Origin of the sequence: Streptomyces sp. NBC_01408 (assembly GCF_026340255.1) — a bacterium.
Taxonomy (GTDB): domain Bacteria; phylum Actinomycetota; class Actinomycetes; order Streptomycetales; family Streptomycetaceae; genus Streptomyces.
In genome coordinates, this window is the sequence record NZ_JAPEPJ010000002.1 from 735,667 (window position 1) to 760,750 (window position 25,084).

The 25,084-nt window shown below is 72.4% G+C and carries 21 protein-coding genes and 1 pseudogene; 4 read left to right on the top strand and 18 right to left on the bottom strand.

Annotation, left to right across the window (positions count from 1 at the left end):
* Positions 1–44: 44 nt before the first annotated feature.
* Genes OG447_RS25510 through OG447_RS25530 form a run of 5 tightly spaced genes read right to left on the bottom strand, consistent with a single transcriptional unit; the run spans position 45 to position 4,536 of the window.
* Positions 45–752, bottom strand: coding sequence for an ABC transporter ATP-binding protein (locus OG447_RS25510; protein WP_266939595.1), 708 nt, complete (start codon positions 750–752; stop codon positions 45–47).
* Positions 749–1,510, bottom strand: a complete 762-nt coding sequence (locus tag OG447_RS25515; RefSeq protein ID WP_266939596.1) for an ABC transporter ATP-binding protein — start codon at positions 1,508–1,510, stop codon at positions 749–751. The genes OG447_RS25510 and OG447_RS25515 overlap by 4 nt, the downstream gene beginning before the upstream one ends.
* Positions 1,507–2,484 carry a branched-chain amino acid ABC transporter permease gene (locus OG447_RS25520; protein WP_266939597.1) on the bottom strand — a complete coding sequence of 326 codons (978 nt, stop codon included), beginning with the start codon at positions 2,482–2,484 and terminating at the stop codon, positions 1,507–1,509. The genes OG447_RS25515 and OG447_RS25520 overlap by 4 nt, the downstream gene beginning before the upstream one ends.
* A complete protein-coding gene (locus OG447_RS25525) occupies positions 2,481–3,359 on the bottom strand; it encodes a branched-chain amino acid ABC transporter permease (RefSeq protein WP_266939598.1) in 879 nt (292 codons plus the stop codon). The genes OG447_RS25520 and OG447_RS25525 overlap by 4 nt, the downstream gene beginning before the upstream one ends.
* 1 nt (position 3,360) lies before the next feature.
* Positions 3,361–4,536, bottom strand: coding sequence for an ABC transporter substrate-binding protein (locus tag OG447_RS25530; protein WP_266939599.1), 1,176 nt, complete (start codon positions 4,534–4,536; stop codon positions 3,361–3,363).
* Between the two features lie 333 nt (positions 4,537–4,869).
* On the opposite strand from OG447_RS25530, the pseudogene OG447_RS32380 reads away from it, so the two are divergent.
* Positions 4,870–5,175, top strand: a pseudogene (locus tag OG447_RS32380) (carboxylesterase family protein); the annotation flags it as partial.
* Positions 5,144–6,499, top strand: a complete 1,356-nt coding sequence (locus OG447_RS25535; RefSeq protein ID WP_266939600.1) for a carboxylesterase/lipase family protein — start codon at positions 5,144–5,146, stop codon at positions 6,497–6,499. The pseudogene OG447_RS32380 and the gene OG447_RS25535, both read left to right, overlap by 32 nt.
* A 50-nt stretch (positions 6,500–6,549) precedes the next feature.
* On the opposite strand, the gene OG447_RS25540 is transcribed toward OG447_RS25535, so the two are convergent.
* Positions 6,550–7,389: a PaaX family transcriptional regulator C-terminal domain-containing protein gene (locus OG447_RS25540; RefSeq protein ID WP_266939601.1), complete on the bottom strand. Its 840-nt coding sequence runs from the start codon at positions 7,387–7,389 to the stop codon at positions 6,550–6,552.
* Between the two features lie 103 nt (positions 7,390–7,492).
* The gene (locus OG447_RS25545; RefSeq protein WP_323181854.1) at positions 7,493–9,358 is read right to left on the bottom strand and encodes a glycoside hydrolase family 3 N-terminal domain-containing protein; all 1,866 of its coding nucleotides are present in this window, start codon (positions 9,356–9,358) and stop codon (positions 7,493–7,495) included.
* Between the two features lie 308 nt (positions 9,359–9,666).
* On the opposite strand from OG447_RS25545, the gene OG447_RS25550 reads away from it, so the two are divergent.
* Positions 9,667–10,095, top strand: coding sequence for a DUF5990 family protein (locus tag OG447_RS25550; protein WP_266939602.1), 429 nt, complete (start codon positions 9,667–9,669; stop codon positions 10,093–10,095).
* Between the two features lie 206 nt (positions 10,096–10,301).
* Positions 10,302–12,251 (top strand): NAD-binding lipoprotein, encoded by a 1,950-nt coding sequence (locus OG447_RS25555; RefSeq protein WP_266939603.1) that lies wholly within the window; start codon positions 10,302–10,304, stop codon positions 12,249–12,251.
* Positions 12,252–12,326: 75 nt separating this feature from the next.
* On the opposite strand, the gene OG447_RS25560 is transcribed toward OG447_RS25555, so the two are convergent.
* The 11 genes from OG447_RS25560 to OG447_RS25610 all read right to left on the bottom strand — a co-directional run bounded on the left by OG447_RS25560 (position 12,327) and on the right by OG447_RS25610 (position 24,984).
* On the bottom strand, positions 12,327–14,279 hold the full coding sequence (locus OG447_RS25560) for an NAD(P)/FAD-dependent oxidoreductase (protein ID WP_266939604.1): 1,953 nt from the start codon (positions 14,277–14,279) through the stop codon (positions 12,327–12,329).
* Between the two features lie 272 nt (positions 14,280–14,551).
* Positions 14,552–14,911: a zinc ribbon domain-containing protein YjdM gene (locus tag OG447_RS25565; RefSeq protein WP_266939605.1), complete on the bottom strand. Its 360-nt coding sequence runs from the start codon at positions 14,909–14,911 to the stop codon at positions 14,552–14,554.
* Between the two features lie 99 nt (positions 14,912–15,010).
* Positions 15,011–15,667 carry an HD family hydrolase gene (locus OG447_RS25570; RefSeq protein ID WP_266939606.1) on the bottom strand — a complete coding sequence of 219 codons (657 nt, stop codon included), beginning with the start codon at positions 15,665–15,667 and terminating at the stop codon, positions 15,011–15,013.
* A 33-nt stretch (positions 15,668–15,700) separates the two neighbouring features.
* The gene (locus OG447_RS25575) at positions 15,701–17,062 is read right to left on the bottom strand and encodes an NCS2 family permease (protein ID WP_266939607.1); all 1,362 of its coding nucleotides are present in this window, start codon (positions 17,060–17,062) and stop codon (positions 15,701–15,703) included.
* Positions 17,059–17,865 (bottom strand): hypothetical protein, encoded by an 807-nt coding sequence (locus tag OG447_RS25580; RefSeq protein ID WP_266939608.1) that lies wholly within the window; start codon positions 17,863–17,865, stop codon positions 17,059–17,061. Before OG447_RS25580 ends, OG447_RS25575 begins: the two co-directional genes overlap by 4 nt.
* Positions 17,862–19,286, bottom strand: a complete 1,425-nt coding sequence (locus OG447_RS25585) for an MFS transporter (RefSeq protein ID WP_266939609.1) — start codon at positions 19,284–19,286, stop codon at positions 17,862–17,864. The genes OG447_RS25580 and OG447_RS25585 overlap by 4 nt, the downstream gene beginning before the upstream one ends.
* A 28-nt stretch (positions 19,287–19,314) precedes the next feature.
* A complete protein-coding gene (locus tag OG447_RS25590; RefSeq protein ID WP_266939610.1) occupies positions 19,315–20,250 on the bottom strand; it encodes a nucleoside hydrolase in 936 nt (311 codons plus the stop codon).
* Positions 20,251–20,327: 77 nt separating this feature from the next.
* A complete protein-coding gene (locus tag OG447_RS25595; protein ID WP_266939611.1) occupies positions 20,328–21,161 on the bottom strand; it encodes a glycosyltransferase family 4 protein in 834 nt (277 codons plus the stop codon).
* Positions 21,162–21,444: 283 nt separating this feature from the next.
* The gene (locus OG447_RS25600; RefSeq protein WP_266939612.1) at positions 21,445–22,458 is read right to left on the bottom strand and encodes an SUMF1/EgtB/PvdO family nonheme iron enzyme; all 1,014 of its coding nucleotides are present in this window, start codon (positions 22,456–22,458) and stop codon (positions 21,445–21,447) included.
* A 28-nt stretch (positions 22,459–22,486) separates the two neighbouring features.
* The gene (ribA, locus tag OG447_RS25605) at positions 22,487–23,254 is read right to left on the bottom strand and encodes a GTP cyclohydrolase II RibA (protein ID WP_266939613.1); all 768 of its coding nucleotides are present in this window, start codon (positions 23,252–23,254) and stop codon (positions 22,487–22,489) included.
* Complete coding sequence (locus OG447_RS25610) at positions 23,251–24,984, bottom strand: WD40 repeat domain-containing protein (protein WP_266939614.1); 1,734 nt, start codon at positions 24,982–24,984, stop codon at positions 23,251–23,253. The genes ribA and OG447_RS25610 overlap by 4 nt, the downstream gene beginning before the upstream one ends.
* Positions 24,985–25,084: the final 100 nt, after the last annotated feature.

The following is a 25,084-nucleotide window of genomic DNA, read 5'->3' on the forward strand; positions in this document are numbered from 1 at the left end:
GCGTCCGGTCGGGCTTCCAGTCAGGCGTCCGGTCGGGCGTCCGGTCAGTCGACGCCCAGCAGGCGCCGCAGGTCGTCGGGCCGGGCGGCGAAGTCCGTACTGGCCGCCTGGTGGACGATGACGCCCTTGCGCATGACTGCCACGGTGCGGGCGACGGAGAGGGCCAGTCCCAGGTTCTGCTCGACGAGGACGACCGACATGCCCTGCGCGCTCACCTCGCGGATCACCTCGCCCACTTGGGAGACGATCGCGGGCGCCAGGCCGTCGGAGGGCTCGTCGAGGAGCAGCAGGCGCGGATTGCCCAGCAGGGCCCGGGCGATCGCGAGCATCTGCTGCTCCCCTCCGGAGAGCTGGTCTCCGCGGTGCCCGAGCCGCTCCCCCAGGCGCGGCAGGAGGTCGAGGACACGGGTCCTGGTCCAGGGGCCCCGAGCCGGGCGCCGCGAGGCGATCGTCAGGTGTTCGTCCACGGTCAGTGGCGCGAAGACCCTGCGCCCCTGGGGAACGACGCCGACCCCGGCGCGGGCGATCACGTCGACGCGGGCTCCGGCGATCTCCCTGCCGTCGAGGGTGACGCTGCCGCCGTAGGGCCGGACGAGCCCCATGACGGTCGATACGAGAGTGGTCTTCCCGACCCCGTTGCGCCCGAGGAGGGTGAGGGTGCCGCCCGCGTCGAGGTCCAGATCGACCCCGCCGAGGACGACGCCCCCGGCGTAGCCGGAGCGCAGGGCGCGAATGCTGAGGAACGGCTTCATGAGGGGACCTCCATGGTGCCGAGGTAGGCGGTCTGGACCGCGGCGGAGGCCCGTACCTCGTCGGGGGTGCCGGTCTTCAGGTGTCTGCCGAGGTGCATGACCGTCACGGTGTCGGCGAGCTCGAAGACCATGTCGAGGTCGTGTTCGATGAGGAGTACGGTCACCTCCCGGGGCAGGGCGGCGATCAGTTCGGTGAGTCGCGCCGTCTCCGCCGGCGACATGCCGGCGGCCGGTTCGTCCAGGAGCAGCAGCCGGGGGCCGGTCGCGAGGGCGACGGCGACCTCCAGCTGGCGCCGCTCACCGTGCGAGAGTGCGGCGGCCGCGAGCTCGTGCCGGGTGGGCAGGCCCACCCGTTCGAGCAGCGCGTGCGCCTCCTCGACCGCCGCCTTCCGGGCACCCACCCGGCGCCAGCCGCCGAGTCCGGCCGCTGCCCGGCGCAACACGGCGAGCAGGACGTTCTCCAGCACGGTCTCCCGCAGGAAGAGGCTGGAGTGCTGGAACGTCGCCGCGACACCGAGCCCGACCCGGCGGTCCACAGGCAGCCGGGTCACGTCCCGCCCGTCGACGAGGATGGTTCCGGCGGTGGCCGGCAGAGTTCCCGAGATCAGGCCGAACAGCGTGGACTTGCCCGCGCCGTTCGGGCCGATGACCGCGTGCCGGGCGCCCGGCCGCACCGTCAGGTCGACCTCGTCCAGGGCTCGGAAGGAGCCGAAGTGCCGGGACACCCGGCGCAGTTCCAGTGCGTGGGGATTTGTCACGCCGTCCTCCTCCGGGTCGGCTTCAGCGGGATCCGTACGCCGGCCAGTCCGCGGGGCAGCGTGTAGACGGCGATGACGAAGAGCAGTCCGAGCAGCAGCGGCCCGCGCCCGGCGACGGCTTCGAGGTTCCCCAGGTAGTCGCGGGTGAGCCAGACGAGCGCGGCGCCCGCGCAGGCCCCCCACATCGAGCCGGAGCCACCGATGACGACGGCCAGCAGAGCCAGCGCGGCAATCTCGAATCCGGCGTCGCCGGGCGAGACGAAACGCTGTACCGACACCCACAGGGACCCGGCGGCGCCGGCCAGCGCCCCGGCGCCGCAGTAGACGGTGAGGGCGTACCGCCGGGTGGGGTAGCCGATCGCCCGCATCCGCGGCTCGTTGTCGCGGATTCCGCGCAGGGCGAGGGCGAACGGTGTCGAGCCGAGGCGGGAGAGCGCCGCGAAGAGCAGCAGGAACACGGCCAGGACGTAGAAGTAGACCAGCCCGTCGAGTTCCAGGGCGGCCATGCCGGGCAGCGGGACGACGGGCGGGATGCCCGACATGCCGTCGGTGCCGTTCGTCAGCGGTTTCCAGTTGACGGCGGCGCTGTAGACGATCTCGCCGATGGCGAGCGTCAGCATCAGGAAGACCACGCCCCGGGCCCGTACGGCGAGCCATCCGGTCGGCACCGCCACCAGCGCGGAGACCCCGGCGGCGAGGAGGAGTTGGAGGATCCCGATGTCGGTGAGCCTGGTCGCCACGATGGCGCCCGTGTAGGCGCCGACGCCGAAGTAGGCCGACTGGCCGAGGGTGGGCAGTCCGGTCAGGCCGGTGAGCAGGTTCACGCTCATGGCGAGCAGGGCGAACACCAGGATCCGCGACAGGGTGCCGATGGCGTACGGGCCGAGGACGAAGGGCGCCAGGGCGAGCCCGACGACGACGGCGGTCACCGGGAGCCGCCGTGTCACGGACCGGGCGGTTGCGGAGGGGCTCATGTGCGCACCGCCGACGGGACCAGGCCGTTCGGTCGGACCACGAGGACGAGCAGCATGGTGCCGAAGAGCAGGAACGGGGCGTACTCCGGGAGCAGCGCCACCCCGAGCGTCTGCACCTGCCCGATGAGGAGCGCTCCGGCGAGCGCACCGCGCACCGACCCGAGGCCGCCCACGACCACGACGACGAGCGAGAGGACCAGCACGGTCTCGTCCACGCCCGGCCCGGGGCCCAGGATCGGCGCCCCGAGGACACCGCCGGTCACGGCCAGGGCCGCGCCGGACGCGAAGACCCCGTACAGGACCTTGCGGACGTCGACGCCCAGCGCGCGGACCATGTCCCGGTCGGCGACGGTGGCCCGTACCAGTGCTCCGAGCGAACTGCGTTCGAAGACGAGGTACACGGCGAGCGCGAGGCCGGCCGCGACGCCGATGAACACGAGCCGGTAGACCGGGTACGCGTGGCCGAGCAGGTCCACCGTCCCGCTCAGGGAGGTCGGCGGGTCGGTGGGCAGGACCTCGCCGCCGAAGGCCGCGGCGAGGAGGTCGGCGACGATGAAGGTGATGCCGAGGGTCAGCACGGCCTGGTCCAGGTGGCCGCGCCGGGCCAGCGGCTGGGTGAGGAACGTCAGCGCGGCCCCGCCCATGGTGCCCACCAGAACTCCCGCCGCCAGGGCGAGGACGAGACCCCACAGGGTTCCGTCGGACAGTGCGTAGGCGACGTAGGCGCCGGCGAGGTAGAGGGTGCCGTGGGCCAGGTTGAGCACGTCCATCATGCCGAAGACCAGGGAGAGGCCGACCGCGATCGTGAACAGCAGCAGACCGAAGGCGACCCCGTCGATGACGCTGACGAAGTTGCCGTCCAACCATCCGGTCATGTCAGCCGCCCAGTCTGCCGAGTTCGGAGCTGACCGTGTTGGCGCCCCGTTTGACCTCGCGCAGGTACCAGGGCTGGACGGGCGTACCGCCGGCGTTGAACTTCCAGGTGCCGCGCGGGCTGTCGATCTCGCCCACCCCGGCGATGGCCGCGTTGACCGTCTCGGGGGTCACCGTGCCGCCCGCCGCCTTGATCGCCTTGTCGAGGACCTGCGCGGCGTCCCATGACGCCATCGCGTAGGTGGTCGGGGCGGCGCCGTAGGCGGTGGTGTATGCCGGTGCGAACTGCTTGTTGGCGGCGTTGTCCAGGTCCGCGCCGTAGTTGAGCGCGGTGAGGATGCCTTCGGCCGCCTCGCCCTGGCCCTTGAGCACGCCGCCTTCGGTGAGGAAGCCCGGCGCGTAGAGCGGGATCTTGCCGGCGAGGCCGAAGTCGCGGTACTGCTTGACGAAGTCGACGGCGGCGCCGCCCGCGTAGAAGCAGAAGACGGCCTTCGCGCCGGACTTCTCGATCTGCGCGAGGTAGGGCTGGAAGTTCTTCGTTCCGGGGAACGGCGTGTAGACCTCCTCCCCCGCGATCTTTCCGCCGGCGGGGAGGAAGGTGGACTTGAAGCCCTCCACCTCGTCCTCGCCCGCCTGGTAGCCCGCGGCGATCACGAAGACCGGACCGCCGGCCTTCTCGGCCACGTGCTTGCCCAGCGCCTTGCCCGGCTCGTCGTTGACGTACGAGGTGCGCCAGATGTACTCGGTACCGGTCAGGGTCGTCGGTGAGGCGTTGGAGCCGACGAGGGGGACCTTGCTGGTCTCGAACAGGTCCTTGACCCCGTTGATGGTGGCCGAGCTCACCACGCCGCTCACCGCCAGTACCCGGTCCTGTTTGACGAGTTTCTCCGCCGCCGCCTTGCCGGAGTCGGCCGTCTCCCCCTCGTCCGCGACCACGATCTCCACGTCACGGCCGCCGAGCTTGCCGCCGTGCTGCGCGACGTAGAGCTCGAAGCCCTGCTTCATGTCGTCGCCGAGCGCCTTGTAGGTCCCGGACTGCGGGACGAGGAGCCCGATCTTCACGGGCCCGTTCTGCTTGTCGCCGTCGCCGGTCCCGAGGCTGGCACCACCGCACGCGGTGGTCAGCAAGAGGCCCGTCGTGACGGCGATCAGACCAACGGGACGAATCCGACCTGCCATGGAGACTCCGTACGTTGTCAGCCGGCCGCCCTGGCGAACCGGATGTTGCTGATGGGGATGGGGATGGGGCTGCGGATGGGGTGCGGGTGGGGAGGGGCCGAGGGGGCTCCCGGGGGGAGGTCCGCTCCCGGGGTGGCGTGGCTGGAAAGCATCGAGGTGACACGTGTCTATCGCGTAATTACGACGCCCGTCAAGAGTTCGCAAGATATTGGGCCCCGAGACCGCCGCACCCCTTGACCCCGGCGCCGCGTATGCCGTAGCACTAGCCATCGTCAATTTGGCGCTATGCCGGTTCGGCGGCAGGCCCTTGATCAGATCAGGGAGTGAAGCACCATGACCGACGATCCAACGCGACGCAAAGTCCTCAGGAACGGCAGCGTGTTGGCCGGTGCCGCGCTGTTCTCCGGCATCCCCGGTGGACCCGCGGCGCAGGCCGCCCCGCGGGCCGACGAACCCGGGCCCGTCGTGGGACTGCCCGCGGGCCGGCTGCGCGGGGGCATCGAGGGAGGCCTCGCCGTCTTCAAGGGCGTGCCCTACGCGGCGCCGCCGGTCGGCGCCCTCCGGTGGCGGCCGGCCCAGCCCCATCCCGGCTGGCAGGGCACGCGCGATGCCACCGCGTACGGCCCGAGCGCACCGCAGCCCTACCGGGAGGGGGGCGACCAGGTGCTCGGCACCCACGGCGCGCCCCCCCTTCGACGAGGACTGCCTCACGCTCAACGTCTGGACCCCCGGGGCCGATGCCGCCAAGCGGCCGGTGCTGGTGTGGATCCACGGCGGCGGCTTCATCTCCGGATCCGGCTCGCTGCCCGTCTACTCCGGCGACACCTTCGCACGCGATGGCGACCTCGTCGTCGTGACCGTCAACTACCGCCTCGGCCCGCTGGGTTACCTCTACTTCGGCGAGGACGGTGCCGGGGGGAACTTCTGGCTCACCGACCAACTCGCCGCACTGAACTGGGTACGTGACAACATCGCCGCGTTCGGCGGCGACCCGGACAACATCACCGTCGCCGGCCAGTCCGGCGGCGCCCTGTCCGTCGCGGCGCTGGCCGGCACCCGGCCCAAGGGCCGCCCCCTGTTCCGCCGCGCCATCCTGCAGAGCCCCCCGCTCGGGCTGAAGATCCCCACCCGCGCCGAATCGCTCCAGCGCACCGCCCTCTACCTGGACATCCTCGGCGTCAAGAACGTGGCGGAACTACGGGCCGTGCCCTGGCCGCGCCTGATCGCCGCCACCTTCGACATGTTCGGCCGCACCGGACGGTGGGGCTACTGGTCGACCCCGTTCCTGCCGGTCATCGACGGGGCCACGCTGGACCGAGACCCCGCCGACCTGCTGCTCAGCGGTGCCGGGGCGGACATCGACGTCCTGATCGGCTGGACCAGGGAAGAGGCGAACTTCGCCTTCGCGCTCAGCGAGCCGTACGTCGCCGCGACCAAGGACCAGGTGATCGCCCGGGCCCGGGACACCTTCGGGAATCGGGCGGCCCAGGCCTACACCGCGTACGAGGAGGCCCGGCCGGGCGCCCGGCCGGTGGACGTGCTCATGGACCTGATCAGCGACGACCTGTTCCGCATGCCCGCCGTGGCCCTCGCCGAGCGGCGGGCGGCCCGCGGCCGTCCGGTCTGGGCCTACCAGTTCAACCTCCCGACGCCCGCGCACGACGGTCAACTCGCGGCCGCGCACTGCCTGGAGCTGCCCTTCGTGTTCGACAACTTCGACAAGTGGTCGCACGCCCCCTTCCTGACGGGGCTGAACCCCAGGATCCGCGAGGGTCTCGCCGCGACCGTGCACGCGTCCTGGATCTCCTTCATCCGCACCGGCGACCCCAACCACCACCCCATGCCGCGGTGGGACCGCTACGACCGGGACTCCCGCACGACCATGGCCCTCGACTCGGTCACCACCGCCGTCGACGACATAGCGGGGTACTGGCGCCGCCTGCACCACCCGGCGACACCGTAGGCCGTGTCCGCTCCCTAGTGCTGTGGCCGTGTCCGCAAGTCCCGCCTGCGCTACGCCTCCGGTGCGCCCTCGGCCAGCCCGGCGACCCGCTGGACGTGCAGCAGGCTCGGCGTCGCGAGTACGTCGTGCAGCTGCTGGAACGTCTGGCGGGCGGCGACCGCGTTCCAGTCGGCCGGGAGCAGCTCGGCGGGCAGGCCGGGGTCGAGGTAGGGCAGTCGGCGCCACTGGGTGAGCATGGGCACGTAGTGGCGGAACGCCTCGCCGCCGTCGAGGTCGCGCCGCTGCGCGAGTTCCGCGGCGACGGGTGCGTACGCCCGGCTGAAGGTGGCGTACTGCTCCTGGATCGCCGGGAAGTCCCACCACGAGCTGACCGTTTCGGGCAGGTCGCTGAAGGCCGCGTAGTCCGCGGCGAACAGGTGCACGTACTCGCTGAGCCCGCGCCGGACGAGCATGTCGCGGGCGTCGCCCAGGAGCCTGCCGGGTGCCAGCCACACACCCGGGGCGATGTTCCCGAATCCCAGCCAGGTCAGCCGGGTGCGCAGCTGGTAGCGGTACGAGCGCTCGGACTCCGGTACGGAGAAGACGGCCATCGCCCAGCCGTCACTGAGCTTCGCCGGCTCCAGGCTGCCGAAGATCCGCCGGTCGCCCTCGTGGAAGACGGGCTGCGCGGCCTGACTGAGCCGGTAGCCCGTGGCGCCGCGGCGCTCCGGTTCGAGTACGCCCTTCTTCTTGAGCCGGGAGATCGCCGAGCGCGCCGCCGGGCCGTCGACGTCCAGTTCGGACATCAGGGTGATCAGGTCGGCGACGGAGATCCACCCGCCGAGGCGGCGCAGGAACGCCCCGTACACCGTGTTGATCAGGGAGCTGGGCCGAATGGGACTGTCCGCCATGATCGCCTTCCGTCGTATGCGGTCGCGATCCTATCGAGCCGGGCCTGCGGGACGCTGTCCAGGTGCAGGTCACTAGAGCGGCGGCGCTCCGGCGGCGCCGGGGTCAGCCGAGCCGGAGGCCGTGACCGTAGGGGAAGAGCGGGTCTCCGGAGTCGTCGGGCACGTCCTCGTGCCCGGCGACGACGCTCTCCATCGAGCGGGCGAGTTCGAACGGCAGCCTCCCTCCGGCCTTCACCCGGCCGAAGAGCACGTCCAGCAGGGCGGTGTCCGAGGCGCCGAAGTCGGCCACGAGGGCCGCCGCCCGGTCCGCGATCTCGGGTATGACCGCCGCCCGGTCCAGGAAGATGTCGACGACGGTCGGAACGGCGGAGGCGACGTCGAGTACGGGGCGCAGCTCGTCCTCGGTGAAGTCGAGGCGGCCCGCCCGGAAGAACGACTCGAAGCCGGCCGTGCGCTCCTTGTCGTACGGGGCCGCGATGCGCAGCACCGCGACCTCGGCCTCCTGCGGTGTCTCCACGACGGTCGCGTACTGGGCGGCGACGGCCCGGTCGATGCCCTCGGTGTAGACCAGGGTCCCGGGCGCGAGCGGCAGCAGCGGTGCCGGGGCGCCGGCGGGGCGGTCCTTGAGGACGGTGATCGAGCGGCTCTGGGCGGCGAGGCCGGCCGCGGTGAACTCGGGGCTCCCGCAGATCCGGGCGGCGGCATCGGGGTCCACGTAGGGATCGTCGAAGAGGCCGAGTACGAACTTCTCCCGCAGCAGGCGGCTGACGGAGGCGTCGACGCGCTCGGCCGTCACCCGGCCGGTGCGGACGAGTTCCACGACGAGGTCGGGGGCGGCCTCGCCACCGAGCTGGTCGGCTCCGGCGTCGAGGATGCGTTCCACCCGGGTGAGCCGGTCGAGGTCCTCCACGCCCCAGGCGCGTGCGGGGAAGGGCGCTCCGAAGATCTGCGTGTCGGTGACCAGGCCCCAGTCGGTGCAGACGATGCCGTCGAATCCGTACTTCTCGCGGAGCAGTCCGGTGACGACGCCCTTGTTGAAGCCGAAGCCGACCTCGTCGTAGGGCGTGCCGACGGGCATGGCGTAGTAGGGCATGACCTGCGAGGTGCCCGCGGCGAAGGCGGCCTCGAAGGGGATCAGGTGGTAGTCGAAGTTACCGCCGGGGTAGACCTGTTCGCGCCCGTACGGGAAGTGCGCGTCCTCGCCGTTCAGCTGCGGTCCGGCTCCGGGGAAGTGCTTGGTCATGGCCGAGACGCTGCGGGTGCCGAGCGTCTCGCCCTGGAGGCCCCGGACGTACGCGCCGACCATGCGGGCGGCGACTTCGGCGTCGGAGCCGAAGGTGCCCAGGACCCGTGGCCAGCGGGGCTCGGTGGCCAGGTCGGCCGTCGGGTGGAGGGCGAGGCGGATGCCGACCGCGAGGTACTCCTGGCGGACGATGTCGGCGTGTGCGCGCACGAGTTCCTCGTCGCCGACGGCGGCCAGGCCGGGCGGTTCGGGCCACAGGGAGAAGCCCTCGGTGTGCACGCTCGCTGCGGGGTTGTCGACGAATCCGTTGCGGGGGTCGGTGGATATGGTCACCGGGATCCCGAGGCGCGTCGTGGCGGCGAGGTCCTGGAGGCGGTTGTTCCACTCGGCCATGCGGCGCGGCGCCGCCGCCCCGAACAGGTTGAAGTGGTTCATCAGCTTGCCGGTCACCATCGCGGAGGTGGAGGCGCGCATCGGGTCGTCGTCGGGCGCGCCCGGCTCCGGTTCGACCAGGGAGCCGTCCGGGTTGATGGCGACCATGGTCTGGAACAGGAGGCCCGCCTTCTCCTCCGGCGTCATGCGCTGGAGGAGGTCCGCGACCCGCTCGGCCACGGGGAGGCCGGGGTCTTCGTACGGCTCCATGACGCCGTTGCCGTTGAGATCGCGGAACGGCGTGCCGTCCGGAGCGGTGAGGACGCGCGGCCGGGCCGCCGGAGTGTGTGCCATCGGTTTCTCCTACGAGCTTCGCACTGCGTGTGGACCGCCCGCGCGGGCCGCGGGGCGTCGTCCCGGGGCGGCTTGCGCCGGTCCCCCACCGGTCCCGGGCGCTCCCAGCGCACCCGGGACCGGCGCACCGCGACCCCTGCGGCGCCCCCGTAGATTACACGTGTAACCGATTTTGGGGCAGGCTCAGAACGCACGAGTTCACGCCTCGGACGCCGTCGCCGCGGGCGGGGGCGCGGGCGCGGGCGCGGGCGGCTGGGACCGGACCTTGGAGAGGCCGCCCCTGCCGCCCGGCCTCGTAGGCTGGGCGCATGTCCTCCCTCTCCCTCCGCGTCACCGGCCGGGATCTGCCCGGGCTCACGTGCGGACCCCACCAGCACGTACATGTCGGCGTCCAGCGGGGACGCGAGCCGGAAGGTCTTGCTCCGGGAGACGCGGCGGAGGCCGTCTGGGAGTTCACCGTCACGAGGACCACCGCACCGGACGGGACCCTCGATTTCCGCGGACCCCATGTCCAGGGCCGCCGCGGAGCCCGGTTCTTCTACCTCACCTGGGGCGAACTGCCGCCCGGCGGGCCCTTCGGGATGTTCCGCCGGATCAAGGTGTTCTTCGACGACCTCCCCGCACCGGTCCTGGAGCTGGGCAGCGCCTCCGGGAGCCTCGGCCTGACCGACTCCTGCGGCATGCCGCTCTGCGGCGCGGTGCGCCCGCCGGTGATCACCTGGAGCCCCGCGGCCTGACCGGCGGGCTCCAGCGCCCAGCCCCCTGTCCCCGCTCCCTGCTCCCTGCTCTTCGCCCTTCGCCCTTCGCTCCCCCGCGGATCGTTCATACCTACGGGTGAGGGCGTGGGTCCTTGGCCGGGTGTGCCCTCGGGGATTGCCTAACGTGGGCCTGGGACGGCGGGCAGCCGTCCGTGGACGCGTGTTCTCAGGCTCGGGAGCTGGCAATGGCGGGGCAGCACAGGACGACCCTCCGGCTGCGCCTGCGGTACTGGTTCGACCATCTGGTGGCCGGGGGCACCACCGCGCTGATCGGCTGGCTGGCGCTGGCCTGCCTCGCCGTCGTCGTCCCGGCGAGCACGGTCCTCGTCTGGGCCGACCGCACGGCCCCGAACACCCTGTCCGGCCGACTCACGGCGGTGTGGGTCAGCGTCGGCCAGACGCTCAAGATCGGGGGCGCGGTCGGGCCGCCCCTGTACGTCCTCGCCTCCGTGGCCCTCGCCCTGGTCGCCCTGCTGTTCGTGTCGGTGCTGGTCAGCCTGATCACCACCGGCATCAACCGGCGCATCATGGCCCTCCGCCTCGGCCACTCCACTGTGGTGGAGCGGCGGCACACCGTCGTCCTGGGATGGTCCGACCAGGTCTTCCCCGTGATCGGGGAGCTGGTCGCCGCCCATGCCAACCAGCGCCGGTCGGCCGTCGCCGTCCTCGCGCCGATGGACAAGGTGGCGATGGAGGAGGAGATCTCCACCCACGTCACCGACACCGGCAGGACCCGGATCGTCTGCCGTACCGGCCGCACCACCGACCCCGTGGAGCTGGCCCGGGTGAGTCCGCAGACCGCGAAGGCGGTACTCGTCCTGCCTCCCGGCGGGGAGACCGGTGACGCCCACGTGGTGAAGACCCTCCTCGCCCTCGACGCGGCCGTCCCCGGGGCCGCCGGGACGGTGGTGGTGGTCGCCGCCGTCCGCGACGCCCGCAACCACGCCACCGCGCGGCTGGCGGCCGGACCGGGAGGACACGTGCTGTGCGTCGACGACATCGTCGCCCGGCTCCTCGTGCAGACCGCCCGCCAGCCCGGCCTCTCGCTGGTGTACCAGGAACTGCTGGACTTCGAAGGGGACGAGTTCTACACCGCCGCCGCCGGGGCTCTCGCGGGGCGGACCTTCGGTGAGGCCCTGCTGTCCTTCGCCACCTCCTCGGTGGTCGGCCTGCTGCGCGCCGACGGAGGCGTCGCCCTCAACCCGGACCCCGGTACGGCCATCGGCGCGAGCGACCGGATCATCGTCATCTCGCAGGACGACGACACGGCCGTACCGGCGGACGCCGCCTCCTACGTCGACGAGGACGCGATCGTCACGGCCGTCCCCCGGACCCCCGTCCCCGAACGCCTGCTCCTCCTCGGCTGGAACCGCCGCGCCCCGCTCATCCTGGAACAGCTCGACGAGTACGTGAGCCCCGGAACCACCCTGGACGTCGTGGCCCACGGCGACGAGGCGACGGCGCACACCGCCCGCGAGGTCGCGGCGGGCCGACGGCGGCTCGAAGTGGCCTTCCACAGCGGGGACATCACCGATCCCCAGGTGCTGAAGAAGCTGGACGTGCCCTCGTACGACAGTGTCGTCGTCATCGGCGAGACGGGCCGCACGGCTACGGAGACGGGCGCGGCCGCGGCGCTCCCCGCCCCGCCGACGGAGGCGGCAGCGGAGACGGAGGCCGACGACAGGACGCTGGTCACGCTGCTGCACCTGCGGGCGATCGGGCAGGCCGCGCACCGGGAACTCACGCTCACCACCGAGATGTCCGACGACGGCAACCGGCTGCTCGCGCCCGCTCGGGACGGCGCCGACTTCATCGTCAGCGGGCGGCTGATCAGTCTCCTGATGACGCAGATCTCGGAGAGCCACTACCTCGCCGCCGTCTTCGAGGAGCTGTTCAGGGCTGAGGGGCACGAGCTGTACCTGAAGCCGGTCACGGACTACGTCCGGGCCGGGACCGAGGTCACCTTCGCCACCGTCGTCGCCTCGGCCCGGCGCCGCCGCGCCTGCGCCGTCGGCTACCGGTTGCGGGCGGAGGCCGCCACGGGCCCCGCGTACGGTGTGCGGATCAATCCCGACAAGCGGCAGCGGATTCGTTTCGCCGAGGGGGACTGGCTGATCGTGCTCGCCGAGAGCTGACGGCGCCGCCCCTCCTCGGGGAGGGGAGGGGCGGGGCGCGGGCGGTCGGCTCCCGGCGGGCGGGTCCTCGTAGGGCTACGAGCCGGAGTGGACCTCCAGTGCGGTCCGCACCGCTGATTCCAGGGCCCCTTCGATCCAGGCCGGCTTGATCGAGGTGTGGCAGCCGGCGAAGTGCAGGCTCCCCTCGGGCTGGCGGACGTGCGGGAAGAGCTCGGTGTGCTGGCCGGGCAGCAGCACGGAGGCCTCTCCGTAGGCGTACGGGTCGCGCATCCAGGACTGGGTGCGTCCGACCCCGGTGTAGAACACCTCGACGCGCTGCCCGAACACCTCCTGGAGTCCGGCGAGCGCGCGGGGGTAGCGCTCCGCGTCGTCGAAGGAGTCCCACTTCAGGGCGTCGTCCGCCCAGCTGTAGGAGGCGAGGATCACCCCGCCCCGGCTGCCCTCGACGGGGTAGGAGGGCTGGAACATGAAGCGGTTGGGGTTGTCGGTCGCCGAACCGCCTCCGATGACCCCGGCCGCCTCGGGCTGGTCTCGGGTGACGCGGCGGCAGGCGGCGTAGTGGGCGCGCTGGGAGGCGGAGACGTGGCCCCTGGGCACGGAGGTGTGGGCGCCGAGCAGGGAGCCGTCGCCCGGGGTCTGCCCGAGCTGGTACTTCCGGTACAGGCCGGGCTGTACGGCTTCCAGCTCGCGCTTCCAGTCGGCCTCGTCGAACTCCCACCAGCGGCGGCTGAATTCCAGCAGCACCTTGGTGGCGGCGTCGTAGTGCAGTTCGGTGATCGCGCGCCGCTTGCCGTAGGAGAGCGCGGGGGTGACCGGGATGTGGCGCAGTCCGGAGAAGGGGACGGTGATGATCGCGCTGTCGCCGGTGAAGGTCTCGGTCCGCACGACGGCGCCGCCGCGGCCCTCCGAGACGGTGTCGACGGTGACCTGGCCCTCGCCGTGCGTGATCCGGGTGGCGCGGCGGTCGAGCCGGACCAGGTCCTTGACGCGGGCGTAGAGCGCGTCGGCCAGGGTGGCCGTGCCGTCGGGCAGTTCGTAGAAGGCGGTGTCGGGGCTGATCAGCGAGGCCCCGATGAAGCTGTGGATGAAGGCGAGGTGCAGGCGGGAGGTGAGGTTCTCGACGGTTCCGACGAGGTCGACGGTCCGCTCGTCGAGCTTGGCCTCCTCGGTCAGGAAGCGGTACATCGACATGTGGCCGTAGCGCTGGACGACCCGGCCCCAGCCCTCGACGAGTTCCCTGTCCTTCTTGCCCTCGATCTCCTTGCGGACGGGGGCGAAGGCATTGCGCACGATCTGCGCGGCGGGCACGGACTCGTAGGCCGCCGGCACCCCGAAGGAGCGGTTGAGGGCCTGCGGGCTGCGGGCGTAGTCGGCGCGGCGGACCCGGATGCCGTTGACGTAGATCCAGGTGCGGTAGGCGGGGCGGCCGGACCCGTCGACGTCGACCAGGTGGAAGCGCCGCCGCTTGAGGCCGAGGCCGTCCATCAGTCCGGTGACCAGCGGGTGGCTGTCGGGGATGCGCATGGCGCCGGCCTCGGCGTACTGCTTCGGGTCGGCGAAGGGCGCGGGGGACTTCTCGTGTCCGCCGGTCCGGAAGGTCTTGATCCGGCCGCCCACCCGGTTGCCGTTGGCCTCGATCACGGTCACCTGGTGGCCGGCCTGGTGGAGCAGGTGGGCCGCGGCGAGCCCGGCCGGCCCGGCGCCGATGATCAGCACCTTCTTGCGGGCGCCGCGGGTCCTGGGGAGGCCGTTCTTCAGGAGGATGTCCGCGTAGCGCGGCACCAGCGGCTGGTCCTCGTCGTCCCGTACGAGGATGGCCCGCGCGATGGTCAGGCAGGTGTCCCAGTCGGCGGGTGAGGCGCCGGGGGTGGCCTGCGAGCTCTCGGCGGAAGCGGCGGCGACCGTCAGCGCACCGGCTCCGGCGACGGCGGCCGCGCCGGCGATGACAGTACGGCGGGAGGGCCGGCGAGCGGGCGCCGGGGCGGGCTCGTCGGAGGAGCCGGGCACGGGGGGCGGGTCGATGATCATGGGGCAACTCTTGCGGTCCGGCTGCGCCCGGGACGCCGAAAAGGGCCCGGGCGCGGAACAACCACCCGGACGTGCGGCCCTGGCCGCACGGCGCTGACGAACTGGGTTTCGGGCCCGCGTGCGCGCCCGCACACCCGCCCGGCAGCCGGAGCCCACCGCCCGATCGGGCGGCCCGGCCCCGCTGCCCACCCCACTGGCCCACCCGGCAGCCCGTCCCGCCGGTCGGACCGAAGGTCGGACCGAAGGTCGGACCGGCCGGTCAGACCCCGCGGTCAGACCTTCCGGACCACGCTGGACTTGAGTTGCATGGCGCCGAAGCCCTCGATCTTGCAGTCGATGTCGTGGCCGTCGACCCCGTCGACCAGGCGGATGTTGCGCACCTTGGTGCCCGCCTTGATGCCGCTCGCGCTGCCCTTGACCTTCAGACCCTTGACGACCGTCACGGTGTCGCCGTCGGCGAGCACGTTGCCGACCGAGTCCTTGACCACCCTCTCTCCGGAGGCTTCGCCGGACACGTCGGAGGCGGCGGGCTGCCACTCGTGTCCGCACTCGGGGCAGACGAGGAGGGCGCCCATCTCGTAGGCGTAGGCACCGGAGCATTCAGGACAGGGCGGCAAGGAGTTCTCAGTCACCGGGTCAGTGTATTTCAGGCCCGCCGGCCAGCCGCGATCACGGCGTGTGACCGTGGCGCCCGGGCGCGGGCCGGCTGTCGGCCGGCCCGGTCCGGACCGTCAGGCGCCGGTGTGGTCACGGGGTACCCAGCCCCGGTCCGCGCCGGTGCGGATCAGGCTCTGGGCGTAGTCCCAGAGGTCCGCGGAGGCGTCCTTGATCACGGACTTGCGGGCGAGCACCACGTCCTCGGTGACCCCCGGGGTGCGCCATGTGCCGCCCTGGTTACCGTAGTTGAGCAGCAGCGGCTGGAGCCGGTCCATGGCCTTGGCGAAGCGGGCCTCCGGGGTGAGGCGCGCCTCGAACTCGTCCCACAGGGCCCGGAAGTGCTCCTGCTGGTCGGCGGGGAGCAGCGCGAAGAGCTTGTCCGCGGCGCGCTGTTCCCTCGCCTCCTGATCGGCGGCGCCCACGGTGTCGTAGAGGAAGGTGTCCCCCGCGTAGATCTCCACCAGGTCGTGTACGAGGACCAGGGCGAGGACCTTGCTGGTGTCGACGGGTTCGTCCGCGTGCTCCGCGAGCACCAGGGTCATCAGTGCCAGGTGCCACGAGTGCTCGGCGTCGTTCTCCTTGCGGTCCGCGGCCAGCAGCGGGCTCTGCCGGAAGACGTTCTTGAGCCGGTCCACCTCGATGACGAACTCGATCTGCCGGCGCAGCCGGTCTGGGGTGCCCTCGGGCTGGCGGACGGATGCGGCGAGGAGGGGGAGGTCTTCGTCGGTCATGCGGGCTCCTTGGCGGTTCGGTGAGCGGGCTGGTCAGCGGTTGAGGTACTGGAGAACGACGGCGGCCACGAGCAGCGACGTCGTCACCCACAGGGCGGGATGCGGCCTGCGGCGGCCGAGGACTCCGGCGACGGCGCACACCACGAAGGCGGCGGCCATGGCCTGGTCGATCGCGAGCGTGGCCACGGTGACGGCCAGCGCGGTCACCGTGACGGCCAGGCCCAGCGGACCCGACGTCTCCGGACGGCGTGCGGTCAGCATCTTGACCGCGACGAAGACCAGGGCGCCGGTGGTGGCCTCCACCGGTACGTGGGCCAGGACCGGGGCGAGGAACAGGCAGGAGAACAGCAGCAGTCCGGTGACCACGGCGGCGATGCCCGTCCTGGCGCCGGCGCGGATGCCGACCGCGCTCTCCACGAAGGCCACGAAGCTGGAGGAGCCGGCGGCGGATCCGGCGACGGTCGCGCCCGCGTCGACGAGCAGCGCCTGGCGCATGCCCGGCACCTTCCCCTCGTCGTCCTGGAGCGGGGTGTTCGCCGACAGGCCCACCACCTTCGCGATGCTGCCGAAGAAGTCGAGGGCGAACAGGACCAGGACGAGGCCCCAGGCCCGGGGGTCGGCGATGACGGTGAGGTCGAAGCGGAAGAGCGCGGCTCCGCTGCCCTCGACGGTGCCCGGGACCGCGGCGGCGTCGATGCCCGCGAACACGCAGTACACGGCGGCGGCCGCGATGCCGCCGAGGACGGCGGCGGCGCGCGCGCCGAACGCGTCCAGGAGCAGGGCGACGGCGAGCCCGATGTACAGCGCGACGGCGGGCGGCGCCGTCCAGTCGCCGAGGCCCGACAGGCGTCCGTCGGAGGTGCGCACGAGGTGGGCGATCTGGAGGCCGACCAGACCGATGAAGGCGCCGACGGCGGCGGCGAGCGCGGCGCGCAGCTCGGCGGGGATGGCGTCGATCACCGCCTCGCGCAGCCGCAGCGCGGACACCACCAGCATCGCGACGCCGGACCAGAAGACCATGCCCAGAGCCTGGGGCCAGGTGTAGGCGAGGGTGCCGACCACGGAGAACGCGATCATCGCGTTCATCTCCATGCCGGGGGCCACGGCGAAGGGGAGCCGGGCCCACAGCCCCATGGCCAGGGTGGCGAGGCCGCCGACGGCCGCCGTCGCGAAGAAGGCGGCGGCGTGCGGGATGCCTCCCTGGCTCAGGATGGCCGGGTTGACGACGACGATGTAGGAGAGGGCCAGGAACGTCGACATCCCGGCGAAGACCTCGCGCTGCCAGGTCGATCCGCGGGCGGTCAGGGAGAAGTAGCGGTCGACGGCTCCGAGGCCCTTGACCGGTTCCCGGCTGAGCAGTTCCGGCCCGCGCCACGGGCTGCCGGGCGGGGTCACGGCGCGGTCCCGCGGGGTGGGGAGGCGGCGGAGACCGGGCTGATGGTGTCCCCGACGTCGCCGAGGAGCAGCTGCCCGGGGGCGTCCGGTGCCACGGCGTAGAACTTTCCGTTCAGCTCTCCCGAGACGTGGCCGACGTGGAGGGTCAGCGACACCTCCAGCTGCTCGGCGTACCGGGCGAGGGCGAGGGCGCCCTGCCGGGTGGAGTGGCAGGTGAAGATCTCCACTTCGGCTCCGGGCAGGACGGTCAGGCGCATCATGGCCATGAGCGTCACGCCGCTCGCCACGACGCCGTCGACGACCACCAGCCGGTCGGCCCGGGAGGGCACCCACTCGTCCACGCCGACGAGCAGTCCGCCGTCCAGCGGTATGCGCTTGGCGTGCGGGGTCCAGTTCCCGCGCTCCGGCAGGACGCCGAGGCGCTCGGCCAGGATGCGGCCTTCGCGCTCGGGGGCTATGACGGTCGTTCCCGGTACGGTCGCGCTGTCGCTCGCCTGGACGGGCAGCATGCCGTAGATGTCGAGGAGGGCGCGCAGGTAGCGGCCGCGGTCGGCGTCGCTCTGGGCGGGGAGGTTGGCGACCTCGGTGACGGTGTCCATGCGCCGGACCACCTCGGGGAGGGTGTCGGACGCGACGCGTATGTTCGGTGGCAGGGGGCCCGGGGCGTGCAGCGACTGGAGCACCGTGGGGTCGAAGTGCACCAGGTGGCTGAAGTAGGTGTCGTGTTCCTTCTCGAAGTCCTCGACGGTGCGCCGGGCCTCCGGGAGGAGTCCGGGCCGGTCGAGTAAGCGGGCGGTGTTCATCGATGACCTCCGGTCTTGGGCTCGAGGGACTGGTCTTGCGGGGACGGGGCGCCGGCGCTCCGCCCCGTTCGTGCGAGCAGGAGCAGCGCCAGTGGCGCGGCCGCCGTGGCGACGACCGCGGTGACGAGGAAGGTCTGCTCGAAGTCCGGCGCCGCCGGCTGCTCCCCGTGGAGCAGGACCAGCAGCGCCAGGCCGATGGAGCCGCCGGTGTACTGGGCCGTCGTCACCAGGGCGCTGCCGGTTCCGTTGCTCTCCGGGGGGAGGTCGCGGGTGCCCGTGATGAACATGCCGGTGAAGGCCATGCCCTGGCCGAGGCCGCTGAGCAGCAGGCCGGGCAGGATGCCCGGCGCGTAGCCGCCGTCGGCGCCGACGGCCAGGGCGAGGACGAGGAGTCCGGCCGCTCCGGTGACGAAGGCGGTGGACAGCAGCCGCTGGAGCGTGAGGCGACCGGCCAGCCGGCCGGCCACGGTGTTCCCGACGACGATGGCCGCGGCGAGCGGCAGGAAGGCCAGGCCCGCGGCGAGCGCGCTGTACGCCCGTACCTCCTGGAGGTACAGGGTGACGAGGTAGAACTCGGCCCCGAAGCTGGCCATGTACAACGCGGCGACGAGGCAGGCCACTTGGAGGGTCCGTACGCGCAGCAGCGAACGGGGCACGAGCGGGCGGCGGCGACGGCGGCTGAGGACGAGCAGGCCGCCCGCCAGGGCCGCCACCAGGAGGGCGGCGGTGACCACGGGGGCGGCGGGGTGGGCGCGGGAGAGCTCGGTGAAGGCCAGGACGAGGGCGACGACCGCGGTGCACGCCGTGAGCGTGGCCGAGGCGGCGACCGGGGCCCGTTCTCCGGCCGCGGTGGAGCGCAGCGCGCTGCCCGCGGCGAGCAGGCAGACCGCCACGATGGGCAGGTTGATCCAGAAGATCCACTGCCAGGAGGCGACCGCGAGGATGCCGCCGCCGGCCGTGACGCCCAGGGCCAGGCCGACGGCCCCGGTGGTGCCCCACACGCTGACGGCCCGGTCGCGCTGCGGCCCGGCCGGGTAGGCGGCGCTGAGCAGCCCGAGGGTGGCGGGCACGAGGAGGGCGGCCGCCACCCCCTGCCCGATGCGGGCCGCGATCAGGGGCGCGGCCGAGCCGGAGAGCGCGGCGCCGACCGAGGAGGCCGCGAAGAGCAGCTGGGCGGCGAGGAACACCCGGCCGGCGCCGAAGGCGTCGGCCAACTGGCCGCCCAGCAGCAGGAATCCGGCGAAGAAGATCGCGTAGGCGCTCACGATCCACTGGAGGGCGACGGTGGAGAAGTGCAGGCTTCCCCCGATGTCGGGGAGGGCGACGTAGATGATGGAGAAGTCGAGCGCCACCAGCAGTTGTGCCCCGGCCAGGGCCGTCAGTAAGCGGGCACCCGGAGTCGGTACGGAAGAAGCGTGCAAGGTCGGTCAGCCTTCCTAGGTCAGCAGGTCATCCCAGGGCGGCGAGGGCCTTCATGAACACGTCCCAGAACCGTTCCGTGTCCAGCCGCGTCGCCACCAGGGCGTTGGGCTCGCGCCCCGTGACACCGTAGAGGTCGATCACGGTGGCGCCGCGGGTGAACTCGCCCCGCAGTTCGATCGAGACGGGTGCCTCGACGCACTCCACCAGGGTGGGGTCCAGTACGCGGGCGATGGCGACGGGGTCGTGCAGCGGGGCGTCGGGCAGGTCCCAGATCTGGTCGTAGGTGCTGGAGCGGAATTCGAGGAGGGCGGCGGACACCTTGCCGATGTGCGTGCCCACGTCCAGGATGCGGTGCAGCACTTCGGGGGTGACCGGCGCCTGGTGGGTGACGTTGAGGCCGCAGTACGTCATGGGGATGCCGCTGGCGAGCACCTCGTGGGCCGCCTCGGGGTCCACCAGGATGTTGTACTCCGAGTAGGGCAGGGTGTTGCCGCGGTGGGTGGCCCCGCCCATGCAGACGATTTCCTTGATCTTGTGCCGGTCCTCCGGGTGGAGGGCGAGGAGTCCCGCGATGTTCGTCTGCGGGCCCGTGACGACGAGGGTGAGGGGTTCGGGGCTGTCGGTCAGCAGGCCGTGGATGAGGTCCACGGCGTGCGCGGAGTGCAGCGGGACCTCGGCCGGATCGGGGAAGTCCCAGCCGTCCAGGCCGGTTTCGCCGTGCACGTCGTCGCCGACCAGCAGGGGGCCGGTGAGCGGTTTGGGGTAGCCGGCGGCGACGGGAACGTCGAAGGCCTTGGCGAGGGCGCACATCCGCCGGGCGTTCAGAGTCGTCTTGGCGATGGTCTGGTTGCCCGCGCTGGTGGTGACGGCCCGCAGGTCCACGCGGGGGTCGCCGACGGCGAGGAGGATGGCCATCGCGTCGTCGTGGCCGGGATCGCAGTCCAGGATGATGGGGGTGGGCATGCGGGACTCCATGGGTGTCGGGCGGTCGGTCGGGGCGGCCGCGGCGGACCGTACGGGGGCCGGGTGCGGCCCGTCACTCACTCCGGGGCGGCCAAGGGCTGTCCGGGGACGGCCGTCAGGTTCCGGTAGAAGTCCAGGTGGCGGCGGCCGGCGGTGGCGAACTCCTCGCGCAGGCGGTGTGCCAGCGCCCGGTCGCCACCGGTCGGTACGACGGGGGGCCGGCCCAGCGCCTCCCGGAGCGCTCCGGTCAGCGCCTGGGCGTCACCGGCGGGGACGATGGTGGCGGCCGAGTAGTCCTGGAGCAGCAGGGGCAGGTTGCCCGAGTCGCTGGCGACGACGCGCCGGCCGCAGATGACGGCCTGGGCGACGGAGAGCGAGAACGGCTCTCCGTGGGCGCCCCGGTCGATGGTCGGGTGGACGACGACGTCGCTGGCGCGGATCGCGGCCCAGCTCTGCCCGGGGCGGTAGTGGGTGAAGTGCACGCGTCCCTTGTCCTGCCACGCTGCCGCCCGTGCCATGAGGGTGTCGGGGATGCCCGGCGGCCAGATGAGGTGCTCGGTCCCGGCGTGGACGAAGTGCAGGTCGGCTCCCTCCTCCAGCAGCGTCATGGACGCCTCCAGACTCAGGTGGGAGCCCTTCCACCGGGTCATCCGGCTGGGCTGGAGCACGGTGGCGCCGCCGCCCGCCCCGGGCAGCCGGAAGGGTTCCTCCACGAGCGGCAGGGCCAGCGCCAGCACGGTGACCCCGGCCCCGGGCAGCCTGCGCCGGACCTCTTCGGCGACGAAGGCCGAGTGGGCGACCAGACGGCCGGGGAGCGTGGCGAGGAACTGCCACTGCTCGGGCTGCTCGTCGATGTTGTGCAGGTCGAAGACGAGGCGGCCGCGCCAGCCGCGCTCCCGCAGCTCGTCCACGCAGGCGGTCACCGTCCCGGGCTTGTGCCATTGCGGGTTGTGCCAGCACGACGTCCGCGTCCAGGCACTTCCCGGCGAGTGCCCGGATGCCGGCCGGGTCGGAGGGCACGGCGATGTCGAGGGCCGGAACGTATTCGCAGACCGGTGACTCCCGGGTGCCGACGAGGGCCCGGACCGTGCAGGGCAGGGCGGCGAGCTGGCCGACGACCGCTTGCAGATGGGTCTCGACGCCGCCGGTGACCGGGAGTCCGGTCCAGTGGACGTGCACGATGCGCACCGCGCGTCACCCTTCCCCGGAGGTGTCGGAGTCCTCGGCCAGCCGGAAGCCCATCGCGTACAGCGAGCGCGGGTAGGGTCCGTGCCGGCGCTGGCACCGGGCCAGGTCCCGGAAGCGGTTGAAGGCCCCGCCCCGGGCGATCCGGTAGGCGCCGAGCCTCAGGTACAGGTCGTCGCGCACCAGCTCCCCTCCCGGGTAGGGCCCGTAGGTACTGCTGGTGTACTCCTCGACGTTGCCCGCCATGTCCAGCGCCCCGCACCAGGACCGGCCGTCGGGGAAGGCCCCGACGGGGCTGGTCATGAGCAGGCCCGTCTCCAGTGTGTTGGCGGCGTGGGCGTTCCAGGTGTCGCCCCAGGGGTAGCGCAGGCCGTCCGGTCCCCCGGCGGCGTACTCCCATTCCTGCTCGGTGGGCAGCCGGAAGCGGCGGCCGGTGCGGCGGCTGAGCCAGTACGCGTACAGGTCGGCGCTCTCCGCGGTGACGGTGTACACGGGGTGGTTGGCGGCAGCGGGGCCGAAGCGTCCGTAGTGCCAGTCGCTCGGCAGCTCCGGCCGTCCGGTGTCCTTGAGGAAGACCGCGAACTCCGCGTTGGTGACCGGGTACTTGGCGATGGAGAAAGCGGCGACCGGGTACGCGTGGCGCGGGCACTCCTTCTCCACCCAGGACCGCTGTACGCCGAACTGGGCGGAGTCGGCGTGGAGTTCACCGACCGCGCCGACGGGCGTCCCGACGAGGGCCCGGCCCGCGGGGACGGCCAGCATCGCCGGCGCGTCCCAGCCGGTCCGGGGGTCGCCCGCGAGGGCGAGCGCGGCGCCCGCCGCCAGGCGGTGTTCGAGGGTGAGGGCCGGGTCCTCGACCAGGGCGGACAGCTGGGCGGCCGGGTGTCCGGCCACCTGCTCGAAGCAGTCGAGGCGTTCGGCCCGCGGTTCCACATAGCCCTCGGGCAGGCCCATCGCCGCGCGGTCCGTGAGGGAGTTGATGTCGGCGTCGACCAGGTTCGTGTGCGCGATGTGGGAGGTCACTTCGCTCCTCGGGCGGTGTCGTGGCGGTTCACGGTGCCATCTGCCCCGGGGCGGCGACCGCTAGGCCGTGTCCACAGAGTCCCGCCTGCCCGGCTGGGTCCGGCTCCGGCTCCGGCTCCGGCGCCGCTTTGCGGACACTCCCCGGTGCTGTGGCCGGAAGGTCCTGGCCCAGCGCGTCGAGGTGCCCCATCAGCCGGTCCTTGACCTCCAGGTACGCCTCGTTGAAGGGCGTACGGAAGCCGCCGAGCGGGACCCGGTCCTCGACCACGATCCCCTGGGCGGCGAGCCCCGCGACCTTCACCGGGTTGTTCGTCATGAGCCGCACCCGGGCGATGCCCAGCTGGCGCAGGCATTCGGCGGCTGTCCGGAAGTCGCGGCCCTCGGCCGGGAAGCCCAGCGCGAGGTTGGCGCTGATGGTGTCGTGCCCGGCCGACTGGAGCGCGTACGCACGGATCTTGTTCGCCAGCCCGATGCCGCGCCCTTCCTGGCGGAGCATGTAGACCAGCACGCCGTTGTGCGAGCGGACGATGGCGTCCAGTGCGGCGTGCAGCTGGGGACCGCAGTCGCACTTCTCGGAGCCGAGCACGTCCCCTGTGAAGCAGGCGCTGTGGATGCGGACGATCGGCGGGGCGCCCGATTCGCTGTGCGGCGAGATCGTCCGGAGGGTGACCGCTTCCTCCGTCTCCCGCCCGTCCGCACCGGCCTGCCCGAAGACGGTCAGCTGCATGAGGGTGGACGCGACGGGCAGGGGTGCGCTCGCGAGGCGTACCAGCGGCGCCTCGTCGGCCGTCGTCATCGGCCGTCCTGCCCGGCCGCGGTCCGCCCCGCGGCGGTGTCCACCGCGATCTCGTACACGCAGCCGTCGTAGGAGGAGGCCAGGAAGCGGCCGGGGCCGCCGCCGGGTGCCAGCGCCGAGATCCCGGCGGGTGTGGGCCTCGTGTCGCACACCCACTCGCAGGCCTCGGGGTCGTAGACGGCGACCTGTCCGTGGTAGCCGCCCGTCGCGATCAGGCTGGTGTGCGGGTCGACGGCGACGCACTTGATGCTGTTGAGGTGCGGAGTCGTCACGACCGCCTGCTGTTCCCCGGCCGCGGTCCAGATCCTGAGGGTCAGGTCGCGGCTCACGCTGGCGAACCGCCCGTCCGGGAGGGCGGCCGCGCCGTTGGCTATGCGCGCGTGCGCCGCCTCGTTGTCGGCGACCGGCTTCAGGTCCGGCAGGGAGTGCCACTTCGCGGTGCCGGTGGCGCACACGCTGAAGAGCACGTCGCCCTGGATCGCCACTCCCTTGATGGCGTTGTCCTGGATGCGGTGCTCGCCGACCAGCTCCAGCCGGCCGGTTCCCTTCTCGTCGCGCAGGACGATCGCCTCGCCGGTGTAGGTGCCGACGACGAGGGTCTCGCCGTCCGAAGCGGTGTGCACGGCCGCGCAGTTGAGCGGGGAGCGGTGCTGGTAAAGCAGGGCTCCGGTGGTCGCGTCGTAGAGCGCGCCGAGCTGGCCGCCGCTGACGACCGTGCCCGCGACCGGGGTGATGAAGTTGCAGCAGCTGCCGAGTTCGGCCACCGGCTCGCCGTCGCGCCGGACGGTTCCGCTGTCGCCGACGGTGAACCGCCCCGTGGGGGTGTCCGTCACCGCGTTGAGCCCGGGCGTGGGCGTGACGGAGGTCAGGTCCCAGCTCCCGTCGGCCCGGTCGAAGACGGCGTAACTCGATCCGAAGGTGCCGAAGACCCAGCGGGTGGCGTCCAGTTTGGCGCAGGAGCGCAGCCATACGTCGGCGGGCACCTCGCTCGTCAGGAGGTGTACGGGGTCCGCGCCGTGTTCCAGGCGCCAGAGCCGCACGGTGCGGTCGTAGCTGGAGCTGAGCAGGATGCCGGCCTCGGCGTCGTAGGCGATCCGCTTGATCCCGGCGTCGTGGACGCGGTGGCGCCTGGTGCCCGAGGGGTCGATCAGGATCAGCTCGCCCTCGTCGTTGCCGAGCGCGAAGCTGTCCACGCCGAGGACCGCCACGGTGTCCGTCTCGACGTCCCCGAGGTCGATGGTGCTCAGCAGGGCGCCGGTGGCCGCGTCCCAGCGGCGTACCGTCCCGTCGTCGCTGGTGGTCACCAACTCGGCGCCGCCGCGCACCCATTCGACGGACAGGACATCCTCCTCGTGCCCCTCCAGCCGGTGGATGAGCCGCCCGTCCAGGTCGTAGATCCGCGCGATGTGGTCACGGGAGGCCGTCGCCACCCGGGTCTCGTCGGGCGAGACGACGGTCATCTCCACGTCGTCCTTCTGGTCCGTGAGGACGCTGATGAGACGCAGGTCGGGCACGGACCACAAGCGCGCGGAGTAGTCGCTGCTCGACGTCACCACGATGCGGCCGGAAGGCGAGAAGCGGCACTGGTTGGCGAGGTGGTCGTGACGGGCCTCGGTGATGGCTGTCCGCGTCCGCGCATTCCACAGAATGATCCGGTTGTCATACCCGGCGGTCACCACGAGATCGCCGCGGGCGTCGATTCCACTGATCGGCGACGTGTGCTTGATCATGAATTCTCCTCGTCGTCACGTGATCGCCCCGTTCGAGGGCATGACTGTGCGCCTGCACGGAGATATGGCACCGCAGGGATGGGGATATCGATTGGTGCAC